Origin of the sequence: Dyadobacter frigoris, assembly GCF_005280585.1 — a bacterium.
Taxonomy (GTDB): domain Bacteria; phylum Bacteroidota; class Bacteroidia; order Cytophagales; family Spirosomataceae; genus Dyadobacter; species Dyadobacter frigoris.
Map to the genome: position 1 here is coordinate 80361 of NZ_SZVO01000017.1, position 24388 is coordinate 104748.

Here is a 24388-nt window from a genome sequence, read left to right on the forward strand (position 1 = left end):
GGTCCAAAATAGCGGCAGACCTTTAACCGGTATTTAATTTGGCGATCGGTAGTCCTGTGGTGCAAGACCGGTAGTCTTCTTAAAAAGCCGGGTAAAATGCTGCGGATATTTGAACCCCAATTCAAAGGCTATTTCGCTGATTGATTTATCCGGACTCAGTACTTTTTCTTTGGCCAGATCCATTACCTTCAACCGGATATATTCGATGGCTGTTTTACCGGTTTCCTTTTTTATCAGGTCCCCGAAATAATTGGGTGACAGGTGCAGCTGCTCCGCACAGTAAGCGACCGCAGGCAGGCCAATGGTTTGAGGTTTGTCGGACTGAAAATATTGATTAAGTAAATCTTCAAACTTTTCTAATGTATCCTTATTGACATCAATGCGGGTAATAAACTGACGGTCAAAAAAGCGGCTGCAATAATTCAGGAAAAGCTCGATGTTTGAGGCAATAAGTTTCCGGCTGTGTTTGTCTGTTCCCAGTTCAAGTTCATATTTAATTTTCTCGAAACAATCCAGGACGATTTTTCTTTCCTTTTCAGATAAATGCAGCGCTTCCTTGCTTTCATAAGAGAAGAAACTGTAATCATCCATGTGTTTTCCCAAAGCAGTGCCGCGAATTAGATCCGGATGAAACATTAAGGCATAACCCTGTGGCTTGTAATCCGTATTGATGTCCACATTGATGATCTGGCCGGGAGCCACAAATACCAGTGTTCGGTCCTGATAGTCATAGGTATGACGTCCGTACTTCATATCTCCGCATTTTACGTCTTTCAGGTATATGGCATAGAACCCAAAATTCATGCGCGAAGCATACATCTCAGGCGTCCTGCCGTTAAAGTTGATCACGCTCACCAGCGGGTGCAGGTTTTCGTGATGGTAAAAGGCATCGTGTTCGCTTACGGTATCAATCCTTAAAATGGTCTTCATATTCTTTTATGATTTGCGGATATAAATTTACCCGATATTTTTGGCCAACCACATTTGTACTGCGGGATCAGTAAAAATGGTAGGTAAACCTGTAACCTGTATAAGCACAGATTCTCTGAGGTATATGACCTTTGTACTCAGATCATATTGATATAATCGCCCTGACTAACCCGAATTCAACAAAGAATGCAAATTATGGAAGTAATGAAAAATTTCATCCTACTTCTGGCCGCAGGTATCTTAATATCACTTTGTGGCTGCAGCAGGAAAAACCATCAGCAAACCATGTCAGAGCAAACAAGTGCTTCTATTTTCTCAAAAGGCGAACGGTTGCCAGCTTCTTATTTTAGCGGTGATGCGTTTCTTTATCCATTGGTATCCAAAGACAAAAACAATGAGTTTGCACTGGGCAGCGTAACATTCGAACCAGGCGCGAGAACATATTGGCATACCCATCCGAAAGGGCAGGTGCTGATTGTTACAGAAGGAGAGGGCTTTACCCAGGAGCGGGGAAAGCCTGCACGGGCTTTGAAAAAAGGCGATGTAGTCAACATTGCTGAAAATACCGAGCACTGGCATGGGGCCTCTGCTAATAGAAAGCTTGTTCATATTGCGATAGCCAATTACAAGGGAAATGAAAATGTGGTATGGCTTCAGCCGGTGACAGAACAGGAATACAATCAGGTAAATCAGAAATAAAAAACCGGTAATCATGAAAAACCCTGGTTTTATACATGTATACTTTTAGCTGGGTTTCTATTGATCACCATGACAATGAAAGCGCAGCATAATGCAGTCGGAGATTTACTGAATCTAAAAGCACAGTTGAACGCGGTCCTTGATGCAGATACTTCCAGCCAAAAGATCAGCTCTGCCGATATGGGTTATAACCCGCTTCTCAGGACAGTATTTGTGCCGACGCTCACGCATAATACAATAAAAGCTTACTTTATTAAATGAACATAATATTAGACGATCAATAGACATCTATCACGCCTTGCAATATGAAAAAAAGAAAATTAGGTACACAGACTTTGGGAAGTCTTGCCCTTTTTGCGTCCATTTTTTTTGGCGCTTGCAAAAAGGATCATCAAAATGACAGGACATGGTCGGTCTATAAAGCAGATGCTAAAAGTTCAAATTATTCACCTTTGGATCAGATCAATATCTCAAATGTGAGCCATTTAAAGCCCGCATGGACATTTGCCATGAAGGATAATGCAGCTGGAACCCGTCCCAGTCAATGCAATCCCATTATTGTAGATGGAGTAATGTATGCTACTTCGGGAAGTCAAAGGGCATACGCTGTAAATGCAGAAACGGGTGAACAGCTCTGGTCTTTTGATCCTTTCGACGGCAAAGAGAGTGGCGGCGAAGTAAACCGTGGCCTAACTTACTGGGAAAGCGGTGATGACAAAAGGATCTTGTTTACAGCCAATAACAATCTTTTTGCATTGGATGTGCATATGGGTGAGCTCATCCCTTCATTTGGCAGTGCGGGAAAAGTTGATATGAGAATTGGCCTACGTGATACTTCCGAAGATATTTACGTCTCTTCCACATCCCCGGGGATCATTTATAACGATTTGATCATTATGGGTTGCCGTGTGCCGGATGTGTATGGAGCCCAGCCTGGTTATATCAGGGCATATAATTGTTTCACCGGAAAGCTCGTGTGGACCTTCCACACTGTACCGCTGCCTGGTGAGCCTGGCTATGAAACCTGGTCAAAAGATGCCTGCAAGGTAGTGGGTGGTGTCAATAACTGGGCGGGTATGAGCCTGGACAAAAAGAGAGGGATGGTTTTTCTTGCATTAGGATCGCCATCTTATGATTTTTATGGGACTGACCGCAAAGGCGAGAACCTGTACGGCAATTGTGTGCTGGCGCTGAACGCGGCAACAGGAAAACATGTATGGCATTTTCAGACGGTGCATCATGATCTGTGGGACTACGATTTGCCAGCGCCGCCAAACCTTGTCACCCTTAAGCGCGATGGAAAGGATATTGACGCGGTAGCACAGATCACCAAACAAGGGTTTGTGTTTGTTTTTGACAGAGAAACGGGAGAGCCCATGTTTCCAATTGAAGAAAGGAAAGTGCCCGCTTCGAATCTTCCCGGTGAACATTCTTCACCTACACAGCCCTTTCCGGTGAAACCCAGGCCTTTCGCGCGGCAGTGGGTTACCGAAGCAGATCTGACCAATTATTCCGATGCCGATCATGACTCGCTTGTCAAAAAATTTAGGTCCATGCGCTATGAAGGGCTTTTTACGCCTCCTGATCTCAAAGGGACGCTTCAATTGCCCGGTACGCGCGGTGGTGGGGAATGGGGTGGTGCCGCTTTTGATCCGGCAACTAATTTTTTATACATCAAATCAAATGATGCTCCCGATCTTATAACGATCATTAAAGGAGACCAGGCAAAAGCAAGCAGCGAATCCGCATCCAAATCGGGTCAGTCAAGCCAGTTGGGAACCATAGAACGTAACGCACATGCGGACCAGTATTTGAATTCAACGGGTTATAAGACCTGGAAAGATCCTGGCGGGAATCCGGCTATACAGCCGCCTTGGGGAACTTTACACGCGCTAAACCTGTCAACAGGCGAATATGAATGGCAAATTCCATTAGGAAACGATAAAGCTCGGCAAGTAAAAGGAGCACCCGAAACTGGTCAGGAAGGTAAAGCCGGCCCTATTGTGACTGCTGGCGGTTTAGTCTTCATCAGTGGAACTGACGACAAAAAGTTGCGCGCCTTTGACAAATCCACGGGTAAGCTGCTTTGGAAAACAACCCTGCCTGCCCTGGCCAACGCAACAGCATGCAGTTATCAGGTAAAAGGGAAGCAATTTGTGGCGCTTTCGGTGGGTGGTACGAGCGAAAATCCATCGGGCTTTATCATGGCTTTCGCTTTGCCTTGAGTTTATAATGTGGCTGGTACTATGCCAGCTACATTATTCATTTGATTAAGCCAGGCAATATTACCATTTTGAATTTTCCACTGAAACAATTCTTGCCACAGTTTGTTTACGCGCAACTCCTTGAAAAAGATTTAATAATAATTGGGTCAAACTTTTCGCTGTCAAATTTCGTTCCAAACAACCAGTAGTGACGGCCAACAACAATGAAAAGAATAATTCATAAACACGAAGAGCTTTTACAGACTTTCGACTCTGAAAGTGAGGTTGTTATCGGTGGTTTTTCGGTAAAAATCAATGAGGTTGTTAAAAAAGAAGATTTTACCAATGAGCATTTCAGGTCAGATTATATTATCATTTGCATGGTCACATCGGGCAGTATGACCCTGGGCATCGATTTGAAAAAGTATCACCTTCCGGTTAACGGATTTATTCTCGCACCGCCAAATGCGCTGAAGCAATTTGTCCAGGCCAGCGAGAACGCAACCCTTTCAGTTGTCAGTTTCACCGGAGATTTTTTAAACCGCATCGGTATTTCAAATCTTAAAACTGAACTTTTTGAATACTTTTCTACCAAATTTTCGCCATACTGGCAACTGGATCAGACAGCAGCGGACATGATAAAAAATTTGATGCACGACCTGGAACGCCGTAGCCTTACCGCTAACACACACCCGTTTGGTAAAGAATTATTGTATACATGTTTTCAGACTTTTTTATATGAAATTGCAGGATTAAGTAAAATATATTCTGAGCCTGTCAATACCTACCTTTCAAGGAAGGAAAATCTTGTTATGGAATTTTTACAACTTGTTCAAAAGCATTTTAAAAAACAAAGAAGTGTCAACGCCTATGCTGATATGCTGAGTATCACAGCCAAATATCTTACCGAAACGGTGAAGGAAATTACGGGTAAAAATGCAGGTGAAATGATTGACGATATCGTCATGCTTGAAGCAAAATATTTACTTAATGACCCTGCATTAAGCATTGGCCAAACGGCAGATCTGCTAAATTTTAATGACCAGTCTTTCTTTGGAAAGTTTTTTAAAAGACACGCCGGAATGTCACCGAAAGAATACCGGAATTCTCTGTAAAACAGCGTTTTTTCTTTATTGCGAGAGATTGAACAGACGACTTTTTTACCAAAGTAATTTGTTGTCCTGAGTATACAATATAACCATAAAGAATACGGATAAATGGGAAAAGGCTGATCTTTAAATTTAAAACTTTTACATAAATCTGATAAAACCGACTTTTTGACCAATCTAACCGATTTGTGAACCTTTTAAATAGTGGCTGTAATATCAACCTTTGCAAACCAACTTTTAAGGTTATACGATTATTCGAAAAATGAAAAAATCTTACTTTAATAAACCGGTCATCATGCCGGTTTATGTACTTGCCTCTCTCATGATTTTGTTTGTTGGCTGCGCGGCCAAAGAAGAGAAAAAAGAAAAACAAAGCACTGTAAAAGTCACCATACAGCAGATTCAGCATCATGGACAAGCCGAGGAGCTGAGTTTTTCCGGTACCATTGAAGCTGATAATTCCGTTCAGATTGGTTTTTCTGCTTCCGGAACAGTAAGTTCTGTTAAAGTGAACGAAGGTCAGCAGGTAAATGCCGGACAGCTTTTGGCCACCATTGATGCAACCGAATATGATAATGCGCTGCTGATTGCAGGTGCGGGCCTTGAACAAGCCGAAGATATGTATACCCGTTTAAGTGGGTTGTATCAAAAGGGGAGTCTGCCTGAGAAGGATTTTATCGAGATTAAAACAAAACTTGCACAGGCGAAAGCCAATAAAAATCTATCAGTCAAACGTGTTTCTGATACTAAATTGTATGCACCAATGTCAGGGATTATCATAGCAAAATCCATTGAGCGTGGCGCTATGGCCGCCCCGGGAGTCCCAGCTTTCACAATCATTAAAACAGATCAGGTTTATGCGAGGGTAACCGTACCGGAAAGTGAAATCGGAAAGATAAGAAAAGGCCAGCGTGCAAAGGTTTTTATTTCCACTTTAAATGAAATTCTAACCGGGGAAATCGCTATCATCAATCCTCAGGCTGACCCTGTTAGTAAATCTTATTCTGTAAAAGTGCAGCTTCAAAACCCCGATGGGAAACTGCTGCCGGGTATGATCGCGCAAACAAAAATAGCAACAGGCAGATCCCTGGATGCCATTACCATCCCTGCAAGCGCTGTGCTCCGTGATGCCGATGATATTACCTATGTTTTTGTGGCAGGGGATAATCAAAAAGCGGTAAGAAAAAGAATCACAGCGAGCGGTGTTCAGGGAAATGACGTGATCGTTTCCGATGGTTTGAAGCAGGGCGACAGGGTTGTTACAGCCGGTCAGACGCGGCTGAAGGAGGGAGCCGTGCTTACGCTATAACGTGCTGTTTGAACCAAAACCAAAATTCTGAAAGCCTATTCATCTGTGCAGAATCGTTTCTGTACGGAACAGAACCTTAATGTCCAAAATTCCTCATAATCAATGGAAAAGCATAAAATGAACTTTATTGAAGCGGCTATGAAGTATAAGCAAGTGACCATTGTAGTCACACTGCTTCTGGCTTTGCTTGGAATAAATGCGCTGCTGAACATGCCGCGCAGTGAAGACCCCAAGATTGATATGCCCGTTGCCATGGTCATGGCTTTTTATCCGGGTGCGGATGAATTGCAAATGGAAAAACAGGTAACCAATAAAATTGAGCAGTACCTGTTTTCTTTCGAAGAGATCAGAAAAGACAAAACCAAATCTTCAACCAAGGACGGACAGGTATTTATCACTGTGGAACTTCACACCAGCGTAAAGGACCGGAAGAAATTCTGGTCAACGTTGCAGCACGGATTAAATATGAATATGCGTTCAGTGCTCCCACAGGGTGTTTTAGGGCCCATTGTAAACAGTAATTTTGGTGATGTGGTTGCGCAAATGATAACAGTATCCTCTTCCAAACGCTCTTATGCAGAGATTGAAAAATACCTGGATGATCTCGAAGATGGCCTGAAAACCATTCCCACGGTTTCAAAAATAAACAGGACTGGCGGACAAAAGCAGCAGATCTACATCAAGGTCGATAACGACAAACTGCGACAGTATGGCTTTGATGTGAGTACTTTGGCAAGGGCATTGCAAATGCAGAATGTTACCGGTTACTCGGGAGAACTGACAATTGCGGCCAGCAACATACCGATCTTTGCCAATAGCCAGTACAGGACAGAATCAGACATAGCAAATCAGATCGTTTACAGCAATCCGGACGGAACCGTTGTCAGGTTAAAAGATGTCGCCCGGATCGAAAGACGTTACGAAGAAGTTTCTTCGTATATCCGTATGGGTGAGGACAAAGTCATGATGCTTAGTATCGAAATGCAGCCGGGAAATAATATCGTACAGTTCGGAGATGTGGTGCAGGATAAAATAAGAGAAATTCAGTCCACACTTCCCGAAGATGTGAAAGTGACTACCATTGTTGACCAGCCCAAAGTGGTTGGTGACAGTATTTCGCATTTTATGGTCGAGTTTGGGATTGCGATACTCGCCGTTATTTTAGTGGTCATGTTTCTTCTTCCTTTTCGCGTGGCATCGATCGCTTCTGTGGCCGCGCCGATTTCCATTGCCATTACCTTTGGTATTATCAATATCATGGGTATTGAGCTGCATCAGGTTACGTTGGCAGCCCTGATCATCGTGCTTGGAATGGTGGTTGATAACGCGATCGTAGTGGTTGATAATTACATTGAAAAACTTGACGAAGGGGTAACGCCCTGGACGGCTGCCTGGCAATCGGCCACGCAGCTTTCGCTTCCCATTTTCACCGCAACACTGGCCATTATTTTTGCGTTTGCCCCACTGGCATTTTTCCTGGACGGGATTACGAAAGACTTTATTGCAGCCTTGCCGCTAACGATTGCCGTTGCACTGGTTGCATCGATGCTGGTCGCACTTCTTTTGACGCCTTATATGTGTTATGTATTTATCAAAAAAGGCCTGAAACATCAGGTAAGCGAGCGTCCGCCTAAGAAGAGTTTGCTGGATTATTTGCAAAATGCTTTTAATATCGGTGTGGAATTTTGTTTCCACTGGCCAAAAGCTACCATGGCCGCAGCCGTGATTTCTGTTTGCCTTGCTTTTCTGATCGCAGCCAATGTTCAGCAGGAATTTTTCCCGAACTCGGAGCGCAATCAGTTCAATATCGAAGTTTGGCTGCCAAGCGGAGCGTCGCTGCCGGCTACGGAAGGTGTTGTAAAGAAAGTTGAAAATATATTAAAGCAGGATAAAAGAGTCGCAGGATTATCGAGTTTCGTAGGGACGAGCTCACCGCGTTTCCAGATGACCTATGCGCCGGAAACACCCAGACGAAATTTTGCGCAGATATTCATTACGACCATAAGTCCGGAAGCGACCAATGAAATGGTCAAAGAATATCTGGATACATTCGATGGGCTGGTGCCGGATGGTTATGTTCGCATCAAGCAATTGAGTATGCAGGCTGGCTCACCGATTGAGGTCCGTGTGATCGGAAACAATCTGAATGACCAGAAAAAGGTAGCCGCGCAAATAAAAGAAATTCTGGAAAAACAGGAGGGTACCAACTGGGTCCGCAGTGATTATGAACAGGACTACATGGGTGTCACAGTTAAAATCAAAGACGATGTAGCAAACCGTTTAGGGGTTTCCAGTCAGGCTATTACCCAGACGCTTGGCGCGGGTTTAAAAGGGTATTCTGTTTCCACTTTGTGGGAAGGAGACAAGCCGATAGATATTTTCATGCGCCTTGACGATGCCAGCAGAAAGAACTTCAACGATTTGGATAATCTTTATGTCAGCACGCTTTATGGTGGAAAAGTACCCTTGAAAGAAGTGGCGGAGCTGGTTCCTGCCTGGCATACGGGAACCTTGGCGCATCGCAATGGACTACGGACGCTCACTGTTCAATCCGAGGCGCAGCTCGGTATAAAAGCTTCAACGATCATGGCCAGGGTTTTACCTGAAATCCAGAAGCTCGAATTACCGGAAGGAATCCGGATCGGTTACGGCGGAGAGCTGGAATCCAGTGGAGAAAGTGCTCCGGGTATGGGCTTTTCGCTGGGTGTAAGTTTGATTCTTATCTTCCTGACGCTGCTCTTTCAATTCAAAAATTTCGGAAAAACGCTGATTATTCTCGCAACGTTTCCACTCAGTTTGCTAGGCGCGTTCTTAGGTCTTTATGTTACGGGCAATCCCATGGGGTTCACCGCTTTCATGGGCATTATCAGTCTGATCGGTATTGTGGTTCGTAACGGAATTATTCTGGTTGACTACGCCGACGAGTTAGTAATTGACCACGGTTATACGATCAAAGCGGCGGCGCTGGCTGCGGCAAAAAGAAGAATGCGCCCGATCTTTTTAACATCTGCCGCCGCAGCGGTGGGAGTGGTACCCATGATAGTCAGCAAATCGCCGATGTGGGGGCCGCTGGGCAGTGTGCTGGCGTTCGGTCTGATCGTCTCGATGGTACTGACCTTGTTTGTTGTGCCGGTTTTGTATTACCGGTTCATTAAACCAGTACCCGAACCTGAAATGCCCGAGCCTGCAAGCGAGCACATTCAGTATAAACCTTCTCATGCTTAAAAGTTGATTAATTTGGAATATGTAGTGCTTAATCCATGTGGCTGCACCGGTGGTCGTCACATGGATTTTACCAGACTAACTTCCTTTTAATACAATCTTATGCTGATTTAAATCAGCAAAGTCCCGTCACTTAATTACAATAAATCGAAATCGTAGAAAATGGGGAAATATCCTGATATATTAAAGATCATTAGCTCGTCTTTTCTTTGCCTGGTTTTACTTTCGCAGGGGGCCACTGCCCAAAAAAGTATCACGTTGGCACAGGCGCAGCAGATGGCTTTAACACAAAATAAAAGGCTGAAATCAGCGCAGTACAGTATCGAAGCGGCCAAAGCTGCTCGCGAGGGAATCAACGGAGCGGACAAGCCTATGGTGGATGGTTCGGTTATGGGTTTTTATGTTGGAAAGCCCTTGAATACACTGCTTCCTGAATACGGCGTAAGTCCATCCGTCATTGTAAAACAGTCCATTTATGCGGCTGGTAAAATAAAACTGGGAAAACAGGCCGCTGATAAAGGAATTGAGATTTACCAGGAACAGAAAGCAGTGGCAGAATCCGAAGTATTGTTCAATGTTCAGAAGGCCTACTGGCAGGTTGCCAGTGTTAACGAAAAAATTACGCTGGCAACCACTTTTAAATCCCTGTTGGAATCACTGCTTAAACAGCTTACCAATTTGTTTAATGCCGGAATGATTTACAAAAATGATATGCTCAGGGTTCAGGTGCAGCTCAATGATGCAGAGCTTAATCTGAACAAAGCAAAAGACGGGCTGGTTATGGCTAAATTAAATCTGGCACAAACGATTGGTATGCCAGCCGACGCGGAAATTATCCTGGCAGATTCTGTCGTGGGGGCTTTCAATCCTTTGCTTAGTGAAAGTTATCTTAGTGCCGCAGAAAACCGCTCAGAGATCCGGTTGCTAAAAAAAGCCCTGGAGGCTGAGCGGTTACAGGAAAAAATTTTGAAAGCAGATTTTAAACCTACGGTTGGGCTTCTTGCCAGCGGGTTTGCAAGCATCGGGCCAAAAATGAATTTTGAGAATGGTAATAATGTTCTTTCCTCTTATGTTGGGCTGGTTAGTGTGAGCATTCCGATCTGGGACTGGGGACAAAAAGCAAGTAAAGTAAAAGAACAGTCATTTAAAATCAGCGCACAGCAGTTGCAGATGGAAGAAACGCGCGAACTGATTTCTTTGGAGGCTCAAAATGCCTATTTACAGCTAAATCAGGCCGCCAAAAGAATTGACCTTTCCCAGGCTTCTGTGCAGCAGGCAGACGAAAATCTTCGCTTAAGTAATGACCGTTTTAAAGCAGGGACTGTCACCGGGCAGGATGTTCTGGAAGCTCAAACCCTGTGGCAGCAGGCATATAGCCATGTGATCGATGCGAAAGTGGAATATAAAGTAAGCGAAGCCGCCTATAAAAAAGCGGTAGGGAACTCTCAATAAAACGCGTCATGCCGCTAATTTCGAAAACCAGACCAGTCATTCTATATGCCGATAATGAAGTCGGGAATCTGATTTCGTTCCATGCTATCTTTCGCAGGGACTATAAAATAATCTCTGCCAGTTCGGTAAAGGAAGCTTTGGGGGTTCTGGAAAAAGACCGGGTTGAGATCATTATTTGCAGTAAATATATCAATGAAATGAGCGGTATTGATTTTCTGGCGTTAACCCTTTCCTTGTGTCCAAATTGCATACGCTTGCTTGTGTCGGATTATATAAATCAGGATTTAGAAAACAAAGCCAGGATTTTTGATTATCTGATCAAACCATGGGATGAAGTTCAGCTTGGAAAAATCCTTCAAGAGGGACATGAATTATTTATGATTAAGGAACTCATCACAAACAATTTCTGGTAAGAGCCCCCAACAAGCAATTAAATTTAAAATCATGATGATCAGGACAGATCTTTGCATTATTGGGTCCGGGCCGGTTGCTTTGTTTGCCGTTTTTGAGGCGGGACAGTTAAATATGCGTTGTCATCTCATTAATAGCCAGTTCGAACATCAACGTTTAACTGATTTAGAAGACAAACAGTTATCGGAATTTTTACTGGATAAAATTGGCGTTTTTCAACCAAGTTTTTCAGCGGATGAATGGGTTGAAAATATTGAACAGGATGAAAATGGCAATTTCACTGTGATTACCAACAAAAGGACAGAAATATGCTGCAAGTCGCTGGTGATTGCCGGCAATGTTGAAAAAGAGCGAAATTAAGTTTGCAAGCGTGATTTTTACTATTATAAAGTTTAAAGCAGACTGGCTATTGGAATTATCATTGAAAATTAAATCCGTTTTGAGGCAACTGATACAGTATTTAGTATGAATTTGTCTATAGATTTCGGGATTAACTTTGATCGTTTTACTGTGATTATAAGTTATTTTAACTGTTTTACCGTAATGATTTTACCATGCTAATCGAACTCTTTTAAGTTTATATATTTTACTTAATTTTTTAAGTATTTTAAACATTTTACAGTAGTTATTAACACTTTTACTGCTAAACAACCCGGCATTTTCATGAAATTAGCAGGAAACCAGTGGCTGGAACGCATTAATATCGATGATTTTATCGAGAACAGATCCCGGCGAATCCTGAACCTTAAAACATGATCATATCAATGTCCGGTGCGTCACCGGGATTAATGTTGGCAGAAGGTAAAATAGTCCTGCCTGACCTGCTCTGCATACTTTTTGCTGTATTTCAAAAGTCGTGACTTCCAGTCTGATGAGGTCTGAAAGAAAGCGATCAGCTCGTCGGTTGTGCCTGAGCCAAACCTACCGGTTGCACGCAGGTGAGCCGATGCTGAAATTTCGGCAAAGGTTTCGATCACCTCCAGGAGTTTTTGAATATTTCCCTTGCATAGTTTCAGGTTCATCATATCAGCCTGTGGCTGTAATTTTTTTAACACAAATGGTTTGTGCTTGTAGATCAGCGTTTCAAGAACCGGCGGGGATACATTCTGCATGAGATTTTGAATACCTGTAATACGTTTTGCATTGTTTTTCCATTCAGGCTGTAAAATTTCAATGTAGGGTTTAAGGCAGGAAGTAATGGATTCTTTCATATCCAGCAGAAAATATTTTTTCAGTGCTTTGTCTTTTACCAGAAGTACATAACGGTCAAGTCCTAAACTGCCGGTTCCTGCAATCCGGTGGGCGGCGTCATAGACTTTCCAACTTTGATGTTTATGCTTGTCTGCCCAAACAGAGACCAATTCGGTAATGCTTTTCTTTTCTTCAGGCATGATCTTAACGGTTTTACCTTCAATGATTTTCAACAAGATCTTAGATCCCTTCACTTCGGTTCTCTCAGAAAGTAAATCCTTTGATTTTCGTTTCTCAACCGATTTGATGAACCTCCTGATGAGTCCCTGCACAGTGTTTCGTTCAAAGGCCACGGGTTTTCCGGACATTATTACGTCATGAAAAGTTTTAAAAAACGTTGTGGCAAGCCCTTCCGCAGATTTTAAAGGCAAACCGAGTGAATCCACTGCCAGGTATATGCTGGTCAGCGTTCGCAGAATTTCCCAGCTCACCGGTGCAAGAATAGCTTCATCAAAATCAACCACATCAAAATAGACCTGACTGTTAGCTGCCTTATAACTTCCGTAATTTTCAAGATGCAGATCACCGCAGATCCAGGTTTTTGTCGGATCCTCAAAAGGTGTGTTTTTTGAAAGGTCTTCATAAAAAAGATGGCAGCTGCCCCTGAAAAACCGGAAAGGATTTTCCCGCATGGCCTTGTATTTGAGTTCGAGAAAGTCCGGATCTCTTAGCTTATTATACTGGTCTATTCTTGAAATGAGATTTGTCATGATGAGAATAAGTTAGGGAGCAACGCGCCAAATCTTTAACGCGATTTAGTAGAAGAAACAGGGTGCCATTTGCATGGGTAATATACAAAATATTTGAAATAGCGCAGGTTGAACAAATCTGTAAAATACTTTTTCAAAAAATGTATTGGCCGGAAGTTAACCAGCTTCGGCTTGCATTGATAAAGGATTGGCTAATGCACTGCTTTTAAAATAGCGCTTATCTAAAAAAACGGACATAAATGTTCGAAATCGTACATTTTATTTTTTAAAATCTTAGCTGAATTGCTGGAAATTCACTTTGTATGAACTGGTATAGAATTTTTGAGATTTTATTAAGATTTTTAGACCAACCTTTTTGTATGTTACAAAACTACTTCAAAATTGCCGTAAGGAGTATATGGAAACACTGGCTTTTTTCGGTGATCAATATCTTTGGTCTGGCTTCGGGGCTTATGGTTTGTTTTCTGGCCATTGCGCATATCAAGGGAGCTTTGGACTATGACAATTTTCATCCAAATCGCAGCCGCATCTACCGGATTGTGACAGATATCGTAACCAAAGAAAACAATAAAGCAGCCTTTGCTACATCACCGCTACCGCTGGCCGAAAGTTTGAAAAGAGATTACGAATTTGTTGAAAATTCAGCAAGAGTGGTCCGTACTTATGGGCAAGTTGAAGGTAATGGCAAACAGCTGGACTTTCTCACGTTTGCCGTCGATGGTTCATTCTTTGGGCTGTTTGGCTATCCTGTCGCATCCGGGCAGATCCCGGGTGAAGGCGGTACAGCAGTGATCAGTGAGAAAACAGCGGAAAAATTGTTTGGCAAAAAAAATCCGATTGGCCAGGTATTGACCCAGGAAGGTATCGGCTCATCGGTCATCACGGGTGTTATGAAAAATACCAATGTCCGTTCCCACTTACTGTACGATATCTTATTTATACTGCCAAAAGAAAAAATAAGCCGGTTCGCCGGGGGCAAGGACTGGCAAGAATTTTCAACGGGATATACCTATGTTCTTTTGAAACCGAAAATTTCGGCCTCGCAGCTGGAACAGGTGCTATCAGCCATTTCCAGGCGGGAAAATGCTAAGATTCAACTTGAAAACATTAAAGAATATAGTTTTCGCGCGCAATCACTTGCAAGTATTTCTCCTTCAACGGAGGAGCTGACAAACGGCACTTACGAGCCCCCACTCAGTGGGCTAATGGCTGAAATGGGTGTAGGGCTTGTAACTTTGTTGATGGCCGCTTTTAATTATATTAATCTTACCTTGGCGCGTTCTATGAGCCGCGCGCGGGAGGTTGGGATACGTAAAACTTCCGGCGCGCTCCGCTGGCAGATTCTGGGTCAGTTTGTGGCCGAATCCGTAATTCTTTCATTACTTGCATTAGCACTGGCTTATGTGATGCTGGAACTTGTCACGCCTATGGCTTTTGTTCAGCAATGGCTTATCGGCGGAGTAGTCTGGGACTTGAAGTTGTGGGCTGCTTTTGTTTGTTTCAGTGTTGTAGCAGGGCTGCTTGCCGGCTTGATCCCGGCAAGAGTACTTTCAAAGTTTCAGCCCGCAGAGGTGTTACGAAGTCAAAACGGCCTTAAAGTAATCCGGGGAATTTCGCTGCGTAAAACACTTATCGTTGTCCAGTTCAGTATCTCAATGATCGCTATGATTGCATTGGTGACCATGATGCGTCAGCAACAGTATATGGCGACCGGCGAATATGGATTTCGTAGTAAAAATGTACTGAATATTCCACTTGGCAATATCCCTTATGAAAGGCTTGCCGGTGAAATCACAAACCTTGCCGGCGTGGAACATGTTTCCGGGATATCAGAGCCCTTTGGCCATCATGGATCCACTGAGCGGATAAAGTTGAAAAGGGATGATTCCGATCCGGTCATGGCTTTTACATTTGACATCGCCCCTGACTTTATAAAAACGCTAAATCTTTCGCTTGTTTCGGGTAAGGACTTGCCAAAAGGAACGGCTTCGGCTGATCTGATATTGATCAACGAAGAAGCGGTCCGAAAATTCAATTTGGGCGGTAGCGGGGATGCGGTCGGCAAAGCCTTATGGTTGAATGACAGCACTGAAGTTCAGATTGCAGGCGTTGTAAAGGATTTCCGGTTTACGAGCTTTAACTGGAAAATCATGCCCTTAATTCTTCGGCAGCAAACTGGCGGAGTACGCTACATGCAGGTGGCAGTCGCAGATGGTTCGGAAACCACAGTTCAGGCAGAAGTTAAAAATGCATGGACAAAACTTAAACCATATGAATCCTATGAGGGCAAGTGGTTTGACGATTTTCTTTATGAACGTCATGCGCATATGGAGGACATCCGTTTTATGGCACTGCTCCTTGGGATTTCATTTTCAATAGCCTGTCTGGGACTTTTGGGAATGGTAACTTACAGCACCCAAACCCGAATCAAAGAGGTTGGAATCAGGAAAGTAATGGGTGCAGAGGTAGCGCAGATTATTTGGCTGCTATCCCGCGATTTTGTAAAACTGCTCACGATTGCAGCTGCCATTGCGCTACCGCTGGGTTACATGGCCGGCTATGCTTTTCTTATCAGTTTTGCCTATCATGTCTCGATTGGTTTTGAAACGCTCGGACTTTGTTTTGGGGTATTGCTTGTATTAGGTGGACTTATTATCAGCACCAGAACTTACAAAGCCGCTACGGACAATCCCGTAAAGGCATTAGGAAATGAATAGGGAAGTGCGATTTCGAATCCGGCCCTTCATTGAATAAGCTTCAAAATTCCGGAATTTACAGACCTAGTCTACTTAACACTAAAGTTCGATTGATCCTAAGGAATAATCGAGTCGGGTTTGCTCTTTTCCTAAAAGTGCTCGGTTCATCAAAATTGATTCAAAAGAAATCATAAGTCACCAGGGCTTATTATCTGTCAGTTCACGATCGGTAAAGCCATAATCCGAAATTAGTTTTTGGTAGGACATTTTTTCTGCCCTGAAATAAAGTTCCTGATTATTCATCGTGCTCATACCCGAATTGGCTTCTCCTTCACGACCAGTCCACACATGGGTAGCATGTGAGCCCAGCGGAACATTTTTAAACTGTAAACCATGGTTGTTCATATGATGAAACCACCTGACAGCCGTGTCCAGATCCATCTGGCCAAAAAGTATATCCTTGTAATAGGGAAACTGATAGGGCGCTGTTTGCTCCCGGTCAATGAGTGCCGACCACTCATTAAGCCGACATTCAGGAAGTGGCCAGTTTCCTTCATCGTATTTAAAAAGATCATAAATTTCTTTTCTGGGAGCATGATACTTTTGTGCCAGTTCAGAAAATTCTAATGTTGTTGGGCGGTAGTTCAAGTAATTGTCTGATGAACAATGACCAGAAGAATGCGCAGGACAATTCCAGCACATCCCGATAGGTCCGACACCAGCATAGCTTCCACATTCAATGTGATTTAAATACATGCCTAAAATATCGTCATGAAACAGCACATCATTGTGTATAATGTACAGGTATTTACGGTCACTGTTTTCAAAGGCATATTGGTATCTAACCGAGTTCCGGTAGAACTGCCACTTAAAAAAAAGCTTATTTGCCGGTAAAAGTCCATGAAAAAGATAAGGCCGGTAACGGATCACTTTGTCGGGGTAATGTCTGGCTATAAACTTGCCGTTGGCACAAAAAGGTTGTTGTCTTTCCTCGATAAGATAAATCTTGTTAATCCACCTACCCGAATTTTTAAGTAGGGAGCTAATTGCAACAGCAGTCATCAAGGGCTTGCCGTGCATTTGAATAGCAACGTCAACTGAATTATTGCGGAGGGAGTTATTTAAAATTGATTCCATAATATGAAAAAATGTATGGATTAAGCGGAATTGGGGTTCAGCTAAACGATGTGATATCTGTTACAGTTTCAATTGTGATTTTTGTAAGGCCAGCAACTAAACATATATATTGAAGGGTTAATTTATAAAAAGGCTATCTTCAGTAATCCTTGTAATTTAAGTTACAATGCTTGTAAAGATTATAATTATTATTTAGATTTTATAATTAATTGTATTGTACCTACCGGATATTTGTTTAATCATTTAATTTTCATTAAATCTATATTATCATAAGGCTAGAATATCCCATGCTCATTTTAGACTTTTAAGGTTAACCTTGATGATGTGGCCCGCTTTCTGCCTGATAATCCATGTTCTTCAGTACAAAAATTTAATGTGCCCGCCAGGACCAAAATGAAAACCGGATTTTGGGGAGTGCTTATGGAGTATTGGCCGGAAACCGATTCTTTTTTATACATTACCCATCTAAAAAATGGTATATGCTGATAAACTGGTCTGATTGATTTTTTGAATGGAAGAACCGATCATCTTGTTTGATACAAAACCCGGACTTAAACGTAAACTATTTGAAAGATGACCTCTGCAAAACCTTTCACTATAAGCTACAAAAATGACGATAACTGGTTTGCCCAGGTTGCACCGCAACTGAAGGCATCTTTTGATGAAGATAAGTTATCATTTGACAATGAAATCGGGAAGGGAGACTTCTATCGGGTGGATATTGATCTCGGTCTGCGGGTCAGGAAAATAGAAGTGATGTTTCATAAGACCGTAATTTTCAAACGTAAAAGCACGCAAAACCCGGGATATTATGTTTTGGTGTCGAATCTGAGTGAGCAATACCTTGAGACCGAAACCGGAGAGCAGCAGTTCAATCTTGGTTACGGGAGTGAAAATGGTTTGTATTTCAGTTCCCCGTTGTTGACAGCATCGTATACATTTAAACCGGGCATTCATTACCACCTGATCTTTATAATCCTTTCACACGAACGTATCAGGAATTTTATTACCAGGCAACCGGAAACGCAGCAACAATTACTTTTATCCTTTGTTGATAAAGATCGTCCTGTGTATCATGTAGAATGTCTTGATGTCAATTCTATGAATCTTTTAAAAGAGATAGACCGGCATTTGCACGATGACCGGGGCAATAATCTGCTGATACATGCCCGTACGCTTGAGCTTTGTTATCACACCCTGCAACGTGTAGAAAAACGTCAAAGCAATAATCAGCCAATACAAATCCATAAAGACGATGTTTTGAAGCTCAATGAAATACGTCGTTCCCTGCTTGACAGCTATCAGGAGTCATGTCCGCCTATTAGTGAAGCGGCACAACGGGCAACGATGTCACCTACTAAATTTAAAATGCTTTTCAAACAGATGTTCGGACATTCCTATTATCAATTCTACAAAAATGTCAGGATGCATAAGGCAAGGGAACTGTTACTCGTACAAAAAATGAATGTTTCGGAAGTTGGTTATATGCTGGGATATAATAATCTTAGCAAGTTTACCCGGGCTTTTAAACATGTTTTTTCCGTAACACCTGGCAGACTAACCGGCCCTTAAATATTTAATTTTCAAATGTCCGAATGAATTATCACAGGGTCGGAATGGGCTAATTTCATAGGGGGAAGGGCTATACCTTTGTGTTCATAAATCAAATGTTAGATTTCAAAAAGAATGACCATGAAAATCAAAGTAATGACTCCTTATCGCCTTTTTTATATTCTCAGCGCTGATGATTGCCTGTAAAAAATACGAGGTAACTCTAATAAACGAATCTTACCTGCTACAACATATTTTTGAAGTGGGCAGTTGAACACGGTAAGCGGGTTTTTACATATATAATTACATTTTAAGTACTTCAATTTATCAATTCCGGAACTGTACTCTTAAATGCAATCCTCTTTTGAAAATTCTAAAGGTGAAGAGGGTTATGGAAGTCAAAATCGAAGTGATGTATTTCCAGACAGACTGAACCGTTTTTAAGTAATAAGCTCTTGAAAACCAGCTCCAAAAAGGTATTAATGTCTTTTCGGGATATCTCTCTGCCGTTCCGGGCTAACATAGCCGATCTGCGATCAAGTACCTTTGTCATGTTAAAATAAATTTTAGCCTTGACAAAAAAGAGATTCTGATTTATATCATTCAGGCTTAGGCAAGGTATATTTCTAAAACTTGAAAAAAGATGAAAAATGCAATATTGAAATTGAAATTTTGGGTAGCAATGGCAATGACTATTTTTGTGGCTGCCGCTTGCAGTCGAGCCCCCCAGATTGGTCATGACCGCGATGAATCGGTCAATCTGAGAAGTTTCAGCACATTTAAAGTGGAGGCTGAAAAGGAAATAGCAAAAGATCCTTTATTGGGAAGCGAACTTAATCAGAGAAGGATGACAGCGGGCGTTATCCAAGCCATGGAAAAGAAAGGTTATGTTGTTGATGAGCTGAATCCTGAGATTGTAGTCCGTTTTACAGTAGATGTTAAAGATCGCCAGGAGGTAAGCGGCGGCAATAACTATTATCCATACAGACGTTGGTGGAGTACCCCGGGCAATGATATCACAACCTATAACTATCAGGAAAGCAGATTGATTGTTAATATCTACCAGAAAGGGACCGACCGTATGATCTGGCAGGGATGGCTATCCGGACAGGTAAAGCCTGCTGGTAAAAAAGACAATGCGAATGAAACGTTGAAAAATATTGTACTGGAAATCCTTCAGACATTTCCGGAATCGACCAGGATATAAAACAACTGGCGTATGTAAGCTGACTTTGTCAGTATACCGATTTCCGAATGTTGCTTCCTTCTTTTTTATTTTAAGTGATTTTAATTTAATACAAAATGATTAAATACATAAAATATTCCATTCTTGCATGGTCTTTATTTCTGGCAAGTTGCAGTGCAGGATATCACAGTCTGAAAACATCAAAAGAAACGGATTTTACAATCAGTGATTATAGTACTTTTGGTTTTCAACATGACACGGTCGATAGTGACAGTCTTCCCGAACCGTTTTTTAAAAATATAGAGCTTATTAAGAATGCTATTGCGGATAATTTGGTTTCCAAAGGGTTAAGGGAAAGTCAGGATCCTGTTTTGATGATAAATCTTTCAGCTCGAATGGGAGATAAAGTGCAAACAAGACAAACCGATTTTCGAACTGACGGTTTACCCCGCTACACCGGGCAGCGGCGCTATTCCTGGAAAAGCGAAGAAGTACCTGTTGGTAAATACAAAGTAGGGACGCTCTTTTTGGACATATCTGAGACCAGGCAGGACAAGCAGGTCTGGCGTGGAGAAATAGAAAACATTCTTCCGGGAAAAGAAACAAAAATCCAGACGCAGCTTGTAAAAGCGGTAGATGATTTACTGGATAGGATTAAATAAATCGTTTAGGAAGAATTGTGAGGCTGTTCTAAGTGCCCTTAGGATTTTCCGGAACTCTGATTTTCTATGGTCAAAACTGAGAACACCTATCAATTTTATATCTGAAACTGTAAATAACATTATTGCAAAACTTAGCCCAATTTATCATTGAGATATAGTACTGATGCGTTAAATTTTACTCATCAAATAAGTCCCATTGTTCATTGGCATTTTGATTGATTTGACATTCAGTAAGGAGCTCTTTTAAAGGGGTTTTGTCAAAAGCAGATATGCCTGGTATTTGCATGATCTCATATATGGAGAGATTGCTTTTATTACTGGGTTTGTCTGGTTCGGGACATTTAGGTAGACTTGGATCAGGAGATATCGGCTACAAAAAGCAGCCATTCTGCTTGCGCAGGGAGAAACCGCTGCACAGGTGTCCTATGAGGTTGGCTTTGAAAGTCCATCGTACTTTTCACAATGTTTTAAAGAACAATATGGCGTTACACCCAGCGAGTTTGCACACAACTCGCTGGGTGTAAGAGAAGTCGACTTTTCAAAAGCGGCCTCTTGTCTCTATAAATTGGACTTCTTTGACTCAAACTAAATTGTTCATAATCGGCATACTAACTGAGGTGGACTAAAACACACTGAGATTCTGGTTCTGATGCACTAAAAAGCGGATCAATTAATGAAACCTTTTCAGCAGATTCCATTGCGGTATTTTCGATTATGGTTTCAGTGGAGGCGAGTACATTTAAAGATACAGTTAGGAGCGATGGTTTTTTTTAGAAATATTCATCGTATTATTGCAATGAATAAAATATTAATTACCTTTGATGCATGGGAGTTACAAAGACACAGGTTTTCACGGAGAAACAAAACCGTATCGCTGATTTAGCGAAGGCACTGGCGCATCCGGCACGCATTGCGATCATTCAACATTTATTAAAGGAGAAATCGTGCGTTTGCGGTGATCTGGTCGAAGTGTTGCCTCTGGCACAGGCTACGGTTTCTCAGCATTTAAAGGAGCTGAAAAATATTGGTATCCTGCACGGGGAGATCAATCCGCCTCGTGTTTGCTACTGCATCAATGAAACTGTTTGGCAGGAAGCCAGGTTGATTTTTGGTGAGATTTTCGAATCGGAGGTTGCGGCAAAATGTTGCAATTAAACAGGATAAATGCTCATTTTTTATATTTAATTCAATCGTAATATAGCAATGAATAACTTAAATCCAATGAACTGGGAAGCGTTCAAAAATACGCTTTCAGAAAACCCGGACAAGGTCCTTCAATTCCAATATGCAGAGGGACACTTCGTCGATGCATCTTATCACATTACTGAAATCAAGCAGGCTCCGATTGTCTCGGTGGACTGTGGGGGAGTGATGAACAGCTGGACAGAGATTATTGTGCAGCTGTGGGAGCCGTCAGTAGCGGAGACAGACCGTGCGATGAAGGTAAGCAAAGCGCTATCGATCGTGAATTTGGTTGAGAAATCGCTGCCGCTCAATCCGCTTGGTGTAGTTAAAATTGAATTTGGTAATTCAAAATTTGATACCCGCCAGATGTATCCCTCCGGGTTTATTTCGGAAGGTGATTCTTTTACCGTGAAGCTGGCAGCCGACTTCACACAATGCAAAGCCATTACCAGAGGAGGAAGCTGCGGGACAACACCATCGGGGGAAGAATGCTGTGTACCGGCTGTAAATACGGCAGCACCTGTTAAGGAAACACCTGCGCTGGAGATTGTCGGTGCTGAAAACCAAAGCTGCACACCCGGCAGTGGATGCTGTTAACAAGTCAAGCCATCAGACATGAGCACGATACGAAATTTAGAACCTGGTGATTGGCGGGAAGTCCGTGAAATTTACGCGCAGGGGATCGCTACGGGCAATGCTACGCTAGAAACCAGTCCGCCCGAGTGGGAGGTATGGGATAAATCACATACGCAGGAACTGCGCTATGTGGCAATTTCTGATAGCGGCGAAATTACCGGCTGGGCCGCGCTGACACCGGTTTCGGGAAGGTGCGTGTATGCTGGTGTGGCCGAAGTAAGCGTGTATGTGGACGGCAGATTCAGGGGGCAGAAAGTTGGAGATATGCTTTTGAAGCATCTGATCAGGCAAAGTGAAAAGAAAGGGTACTGGACACTTCAAGCAGGTATTTTTTCAGAGAATCTGGCTAGTATGAACCTTCATACCAAGAACGATTTCCGTCTGATCGGCTACCGGGAAAATATAGGTAAAATGAATGGCGTCTGGCGAAGCGTCAACCTTCTGGAAAGAAGAAGTCAGGTAACCGGAATCAATTAATAAGATGAAAAAAATATTAGTACTTTGCACCGGCAACAGTTGCCGGAGTCAGATAGCCGAAGGTTATCTCGAAAAATTTACCGGTGATAAAGCCATCGTATATAGTGCAGGGGTTGAAACCCATGGTGTCAACCCAAGGGCTATTGCTATCATGGAGGAAGATGGTATCGATATTTCAAAACATACCTCCAATAACATAGAAGAATACAAAAACATTGATTTTGATTATGTGATCACGGTCTGTGACAATGCCAAAGAGCGCTGTCCTTATTTTCCTACCAAAGCAAAGAAATTCCATTACAACTTTCCGGACCCCGGCAAAGCTACTGGAAGTGAGCAGCAGATAATGCAGGAGTTCAGAGCTGTAAGAGAAATCATTAAGGGATATTGTTTTGATTTTGTAGCATCGAATCTTTGATTTGGGTAGTGGATTGTCGAAAATAAAAAATTTGTGGAGTGTATTTTGTAGAAATTAATAATTAACAGTAAAATGAATAATTGCGCCCCGGCGGCAAACCGAAAGAAACTCAGCTTTCTGGACCGCTACTTGACTTTATGGATTTTCATCGCCATGGCTATTGGCGTGGGACTAGGTAATTTTGTGCCTTCGATCCCTGCTTACATCAATACTTTTTCAAGCGGAACAACCAATATTCCCCTTGCCATTGGACTGATTTTGATGATGTATCCGCCGCTTGCCAAAGTGAAATATAACAAAATGGGCGAAGTATTCAGAAACACGAAAGTGATGAGTGTTTCGCTGATCCTGAACTGGATCATTGGTCCGGTGCTGATGTTTATTCTGGCCGTTGTCTTTCTTCCAAACCACCCGGATTATATGATCGGCCTTATTTTGATCGGGCTTGCCCGCTGTATTGCAATGGTACTTGTCTGGAATGAGCTGGCAGAGGGAAGCCGCGAGTATGCGGCAGGTCTGGTGGCGCTTAACAGCGTTTTTCAGGTTTTATTTTATAGCTTCTATGCTTACTTTTTCATCACGGTTTTGCCGCCTTTGGTCGGCTTGAAAGGACTGGAGGTCAATATCACCATTGCTGAAATTGCGGTCAGTGTCGGTATTTATCTGGGCATCCCTTTTGCCGCAGGCGTGCTGAGCCGCATAGGGCTGACAGCATTGAAAGGGGAGCAGTGGTATGAGCAGAAGTTTATCCCTTTTATTTCACCAATCACACTGGTTGCGCTGCTATCCACGATTATTCTGATGTTTTCGCTTAAAGGCGAGCTGATTGTGCAGCTGCCGGGGGATGTGTTTTTGATAGCCTTGCCGCTGGTGATCTATTTTGCTATTATGTTTTTGGTGAGCTTTTTTGTGGCAAAATCGCTGGGGGCCGATTATGAACAGAACGCTTCAATCGCCTTCACCGCTTCGGGTAACAATTTTGAGCTGGCAATCGCGGTTGCCATTGGTGTATTTGGCATCAACTCCGGACAGGCTTTTGTAGGGGTGATCGGGCCATTAGTCGAGGTGCCTGCCTTGATTGCCTTGGTCAATGCAGCTTTCTGGCTTCGTGACAGGTATTATAAAACAGCAGTTGTTTAAATT

22 protein-coding genes are annotated in these 24388 nt (G+C 42.6%); 19 read left to right on the plus strand and 3 right to left on the minus strand.

Annotation, left to right across the window (positions count from 1 at the left end; translation table 11 throughout):
* Positions 1–33 precede the first annotated feature (33 nt).
* Complete coding sequence (locus FDK13_RS28165; RefSeq protein WP_137343366.1) at positions 34–930, minus strand: helix-turn-helix domain-containing protein; 897 nt, start codon at positions 928–930, stop codon at positions 34–36.
* A 204-nt stretch (positions 931–1134) separates the two neighbouring features.
* Here FDK13_RS28165 and FDK13_RS28170 point away from each other — a divergent pair, with 204 nt between their 5' ends.
* The 9 genes from FDK13_RS28170 to FDK13_RS28210 all read left to right on the plus strand — a co-directional run bounded on the left by FDK13_RS28170 (position 1135) and on the right by FDK13_RS28210 (position 11696).
* Positions 1135–1629, plus strand: coding sequence for a (R)-mandelonitrile lyase (locus FDK13_RS28170; protein ID WP_229216246.1), 495 nt, complete (start codon positions 1135–1137; stop codon positions 1627–1629).
* Positions 1630–1704: 75 nt separating this feature from the next.
* Positions 1705–1890 (plus strand): hypothetical protein, encoded by a 186-nt coding sequence (locus tag FDK13_RS28175; RefSeq protein ID WP_137343367.1) that lies wholly within the window; start codon positions 1705–1707, stop codon positions 1888–1890.
* Between the two features lie 44 nt (positions 1891–1934).
* Complete coding sequence (locus FDK13_RS28180; RefSeq protein ID WP_137343368.1) at positions 1935–3854, plus strand: pyrroloquinoline quinone-dependent dehydrogenase; 1920 nt, start codon at positions 1935–1937, stop codon at positions 3852–3854.
* 203 nt (positions 3855–4057) lie between these two features.
* A complete protein-coding gene (locus FDK13_RS28185; protein WP_137343369.1) occupies positions 4058–4948 on the plus strand; it encodes a helix-turn-helix domain-containing protein in 891 nt (296 codons plus the stop codon).
* A gap of 256 nt (positions 4949–5204) precedes the next feature.
* Positions 5205–6251 (plus strand): efflux RND transporter periplasmic adaptor subunit, encoded by a 1047-nt coding sequence (locus FDK13_RS28190; RefSeq protein WP_137343370.1) that lies wholly within the window; start codon positions 5205–5207, stop codon positions 6249–6251.
* 102 nt (positions 6252–6353) lie between these two features.
* A complete protein-coding gene (locus FDK13_RS28195) occupies positions 6354–9476 on the plus strand; it encodes an efflux RND transporter permease subunit (RefSeq protein ID WP_220417441.1) in 3123 nt (1040 codons plus the stop codon).
* 159 nt (positions 9477–9635) lie between these two features.
* On the plus strand, positions 9636–10925 hold the full coding sequence (locus tag FDK13_RS28200; RefSeq protein ID WP_137343371.1) for a TolC family protein: 1290 nt from the start codon (positions 9636–9638) through the stop codon (positions 10923–10925).
* 8 nt (positions 10926–10933) lie between these two features.
* Positions 10934–11338 carry a response regulator gene (locus FDK13_RS28205; protein WP_137343372.1) on the plus strand — a complete coding sequence of 135 codons (405 nt, stop codon included), beginning with the start codon at positions 10934–10936 and terminating at the stop codon, positions 11336–11338.
* 31 nt (positions 11339–11369) lie between these two features.
* The gene (locus FDK13_RS28210; protein WP_137343373.1) at positions 11370–11696 is read left to right on the plus strand and encodes an NAD(P)/FAD-dependent oxidoreductase; all 327 of its coding nucleotides are present in this window, start codon (positions 11370–11372) and stop codon (positions 11694–11696) included.
* Between the two features lie 425 nt (positions 11697–12121).
* Here FDK13_RS28210 and FDK13_RS28215 read toward each other — a convergent pair whose 3' ends face one another.
* Positions 12122–13297, minus strand: coding sequence for a DUF2252 domain-containing protein (locus FDK13_RS28215; RefSeq protein ID WP_137343374.1), 1176 nt, complete (start codon positions 13295–13297; stop codon positions 12122–12124).
* 359 nt (positions 13298–13656) lie between these two features.
* Here FDK13_RS28215 and FDK13_RS28220 point away from each other — a divergent pair, with 359 nt between their 5' ends.
* A complete protein-coding gene (locus FDK13_RS28220) occupies positions 13657–16014 on the plus strand; it encodes an ABC transporter permease (RefSeq protein WP_137343375.1) in 2358 nt (785 codons plus the stop codon).
* A gap of 174 nt (positions 16015–16188) precedes the next feature.
* Here FDK13_RS28220 and FDK13_RS28225 read toward each other — a convergent pair whose 3' ends face one another.
* Complete coding sequence (locus FDK13_RS28225; RefSeq protein WP_137343376.1) at positions 16189–17130, minus strand: hypothetical protein; 942 nt, start codon at positions 17128–17130, stop codon at positions 16189–16191.
* A gap of 573 nt (positions 17131–17703) precedes the next feature.
* Between FDK13_RS28225 and FDK13_RS28230 the strand changes: the two genes are divergently transcribed.
* The 9 genes from FDK13_RS28230 to arsB all read left to right on the plus strand — a co-directional run bounded on the left by FDK13_RS28230 (position 17704) and on the right by arsB (position 24385).
* Positions 17704–18702 (plus strand): helix-turn-helix domain-containing protein, encoded by a 999-nt coding sequence (locus FDK13_RS28230; RefSeq protein ID WP_137343377.1) that lies wholly within the window; start codon positions 17704–17706, stop codon positions 18700–18702.
* Positions 18703–19324: 622 nt separating this feature from the next.
* Positions 19325–19888: a DUF4136 domain-containing protein gene (locus FDK13_RS28235; protein WP_137343378.1), complete on the plus strand. Its 564-nt coding sequence runs from the start codon at positions 19325–19327 to the stop codon at positions 19886–19888.
* Between the two features lie 95 nt (positions 19889–19983).
* Positions 19984–20529, plus strand: a complete 546-nt coding sequence (locus tag FDK13_RS28240) for a DUF4136 domain-containing protein (protein WP_137343379.1) — start codon at positions 19984–19986, stop codon at positions 20527–20529.
* Positions 20530–20884: 355 nt separating this feature from the next.
* Positions 20885–21118, plus strand: a complete 234-nt coding sequence (locus tag FDK13_RS28245; protein ID WP_137343445.1) for a helix-turn-helix domain-containing protein — start codon at positions 20885–20887, stop codon at positions 21116–21118.
* Positions 21119–21354: 236 nt separating this feature from the next.
* Positions 21355–21684 carry an ArsR/SmtB family transcription factor gene (locus FDK13_RS28250; protein WP_137343380.1) on the plus strand — a complete coding sequence of 110 codons (330 nt, stop codon included), beginning with the start codon at positions 21355–21357 and terminating at the stop codon, positions 21682–21684.
* Positions 21685–21732: 48 nt separating this feature from the next.
* Positions 21733–22311, plus strand: coding sequence for a DUF6428 family protein (locus FDK13_RS28255; protein ID WP_137343381.1), 579 nt, complete (start codon positions 21733–21735; stop codon positions 22309–22311).
* Positions 22312–22329: 18 nt separating this feature from the next.
* The gene (locus tag FDK13_RS28260) at positions 22330–22827 is read left to right on the plus strand and encodes a GNAT family N-acetyltransferase (protein WP_137343382.1); all 498 of its coding nucleotides are present in this window, start codon (positions 22330–22332) and stop codon (positions 22825–22827) included.
* 4 nt (positions 22828–22831) lie between these two features.
* Complete coding sequence (locus FDK13_RS28265; RefSeq protein ID WP_137343383.1) at positions 22832–23245, plus strand: arsenate reductase ArsC; 414 nt, start codon at positions 22832–22834, stop codon at positions 23243–23245.
* A 72-nt stretch (positions 23246–23317) separates the two neighbouring features.
* Positions 23318–24385, plus strand: a complete 1068-nt coding sequence (arsB, locus tag FDK13_RS28270; RefSeq protein WP_137343384.1) for an ACR3 family arsenite efflux transporter — start codon at positions 23318–23320, stop codon at positions 24383–24385.
* Positions 24386–24388 lie beyond the last annotated feature (3 nt).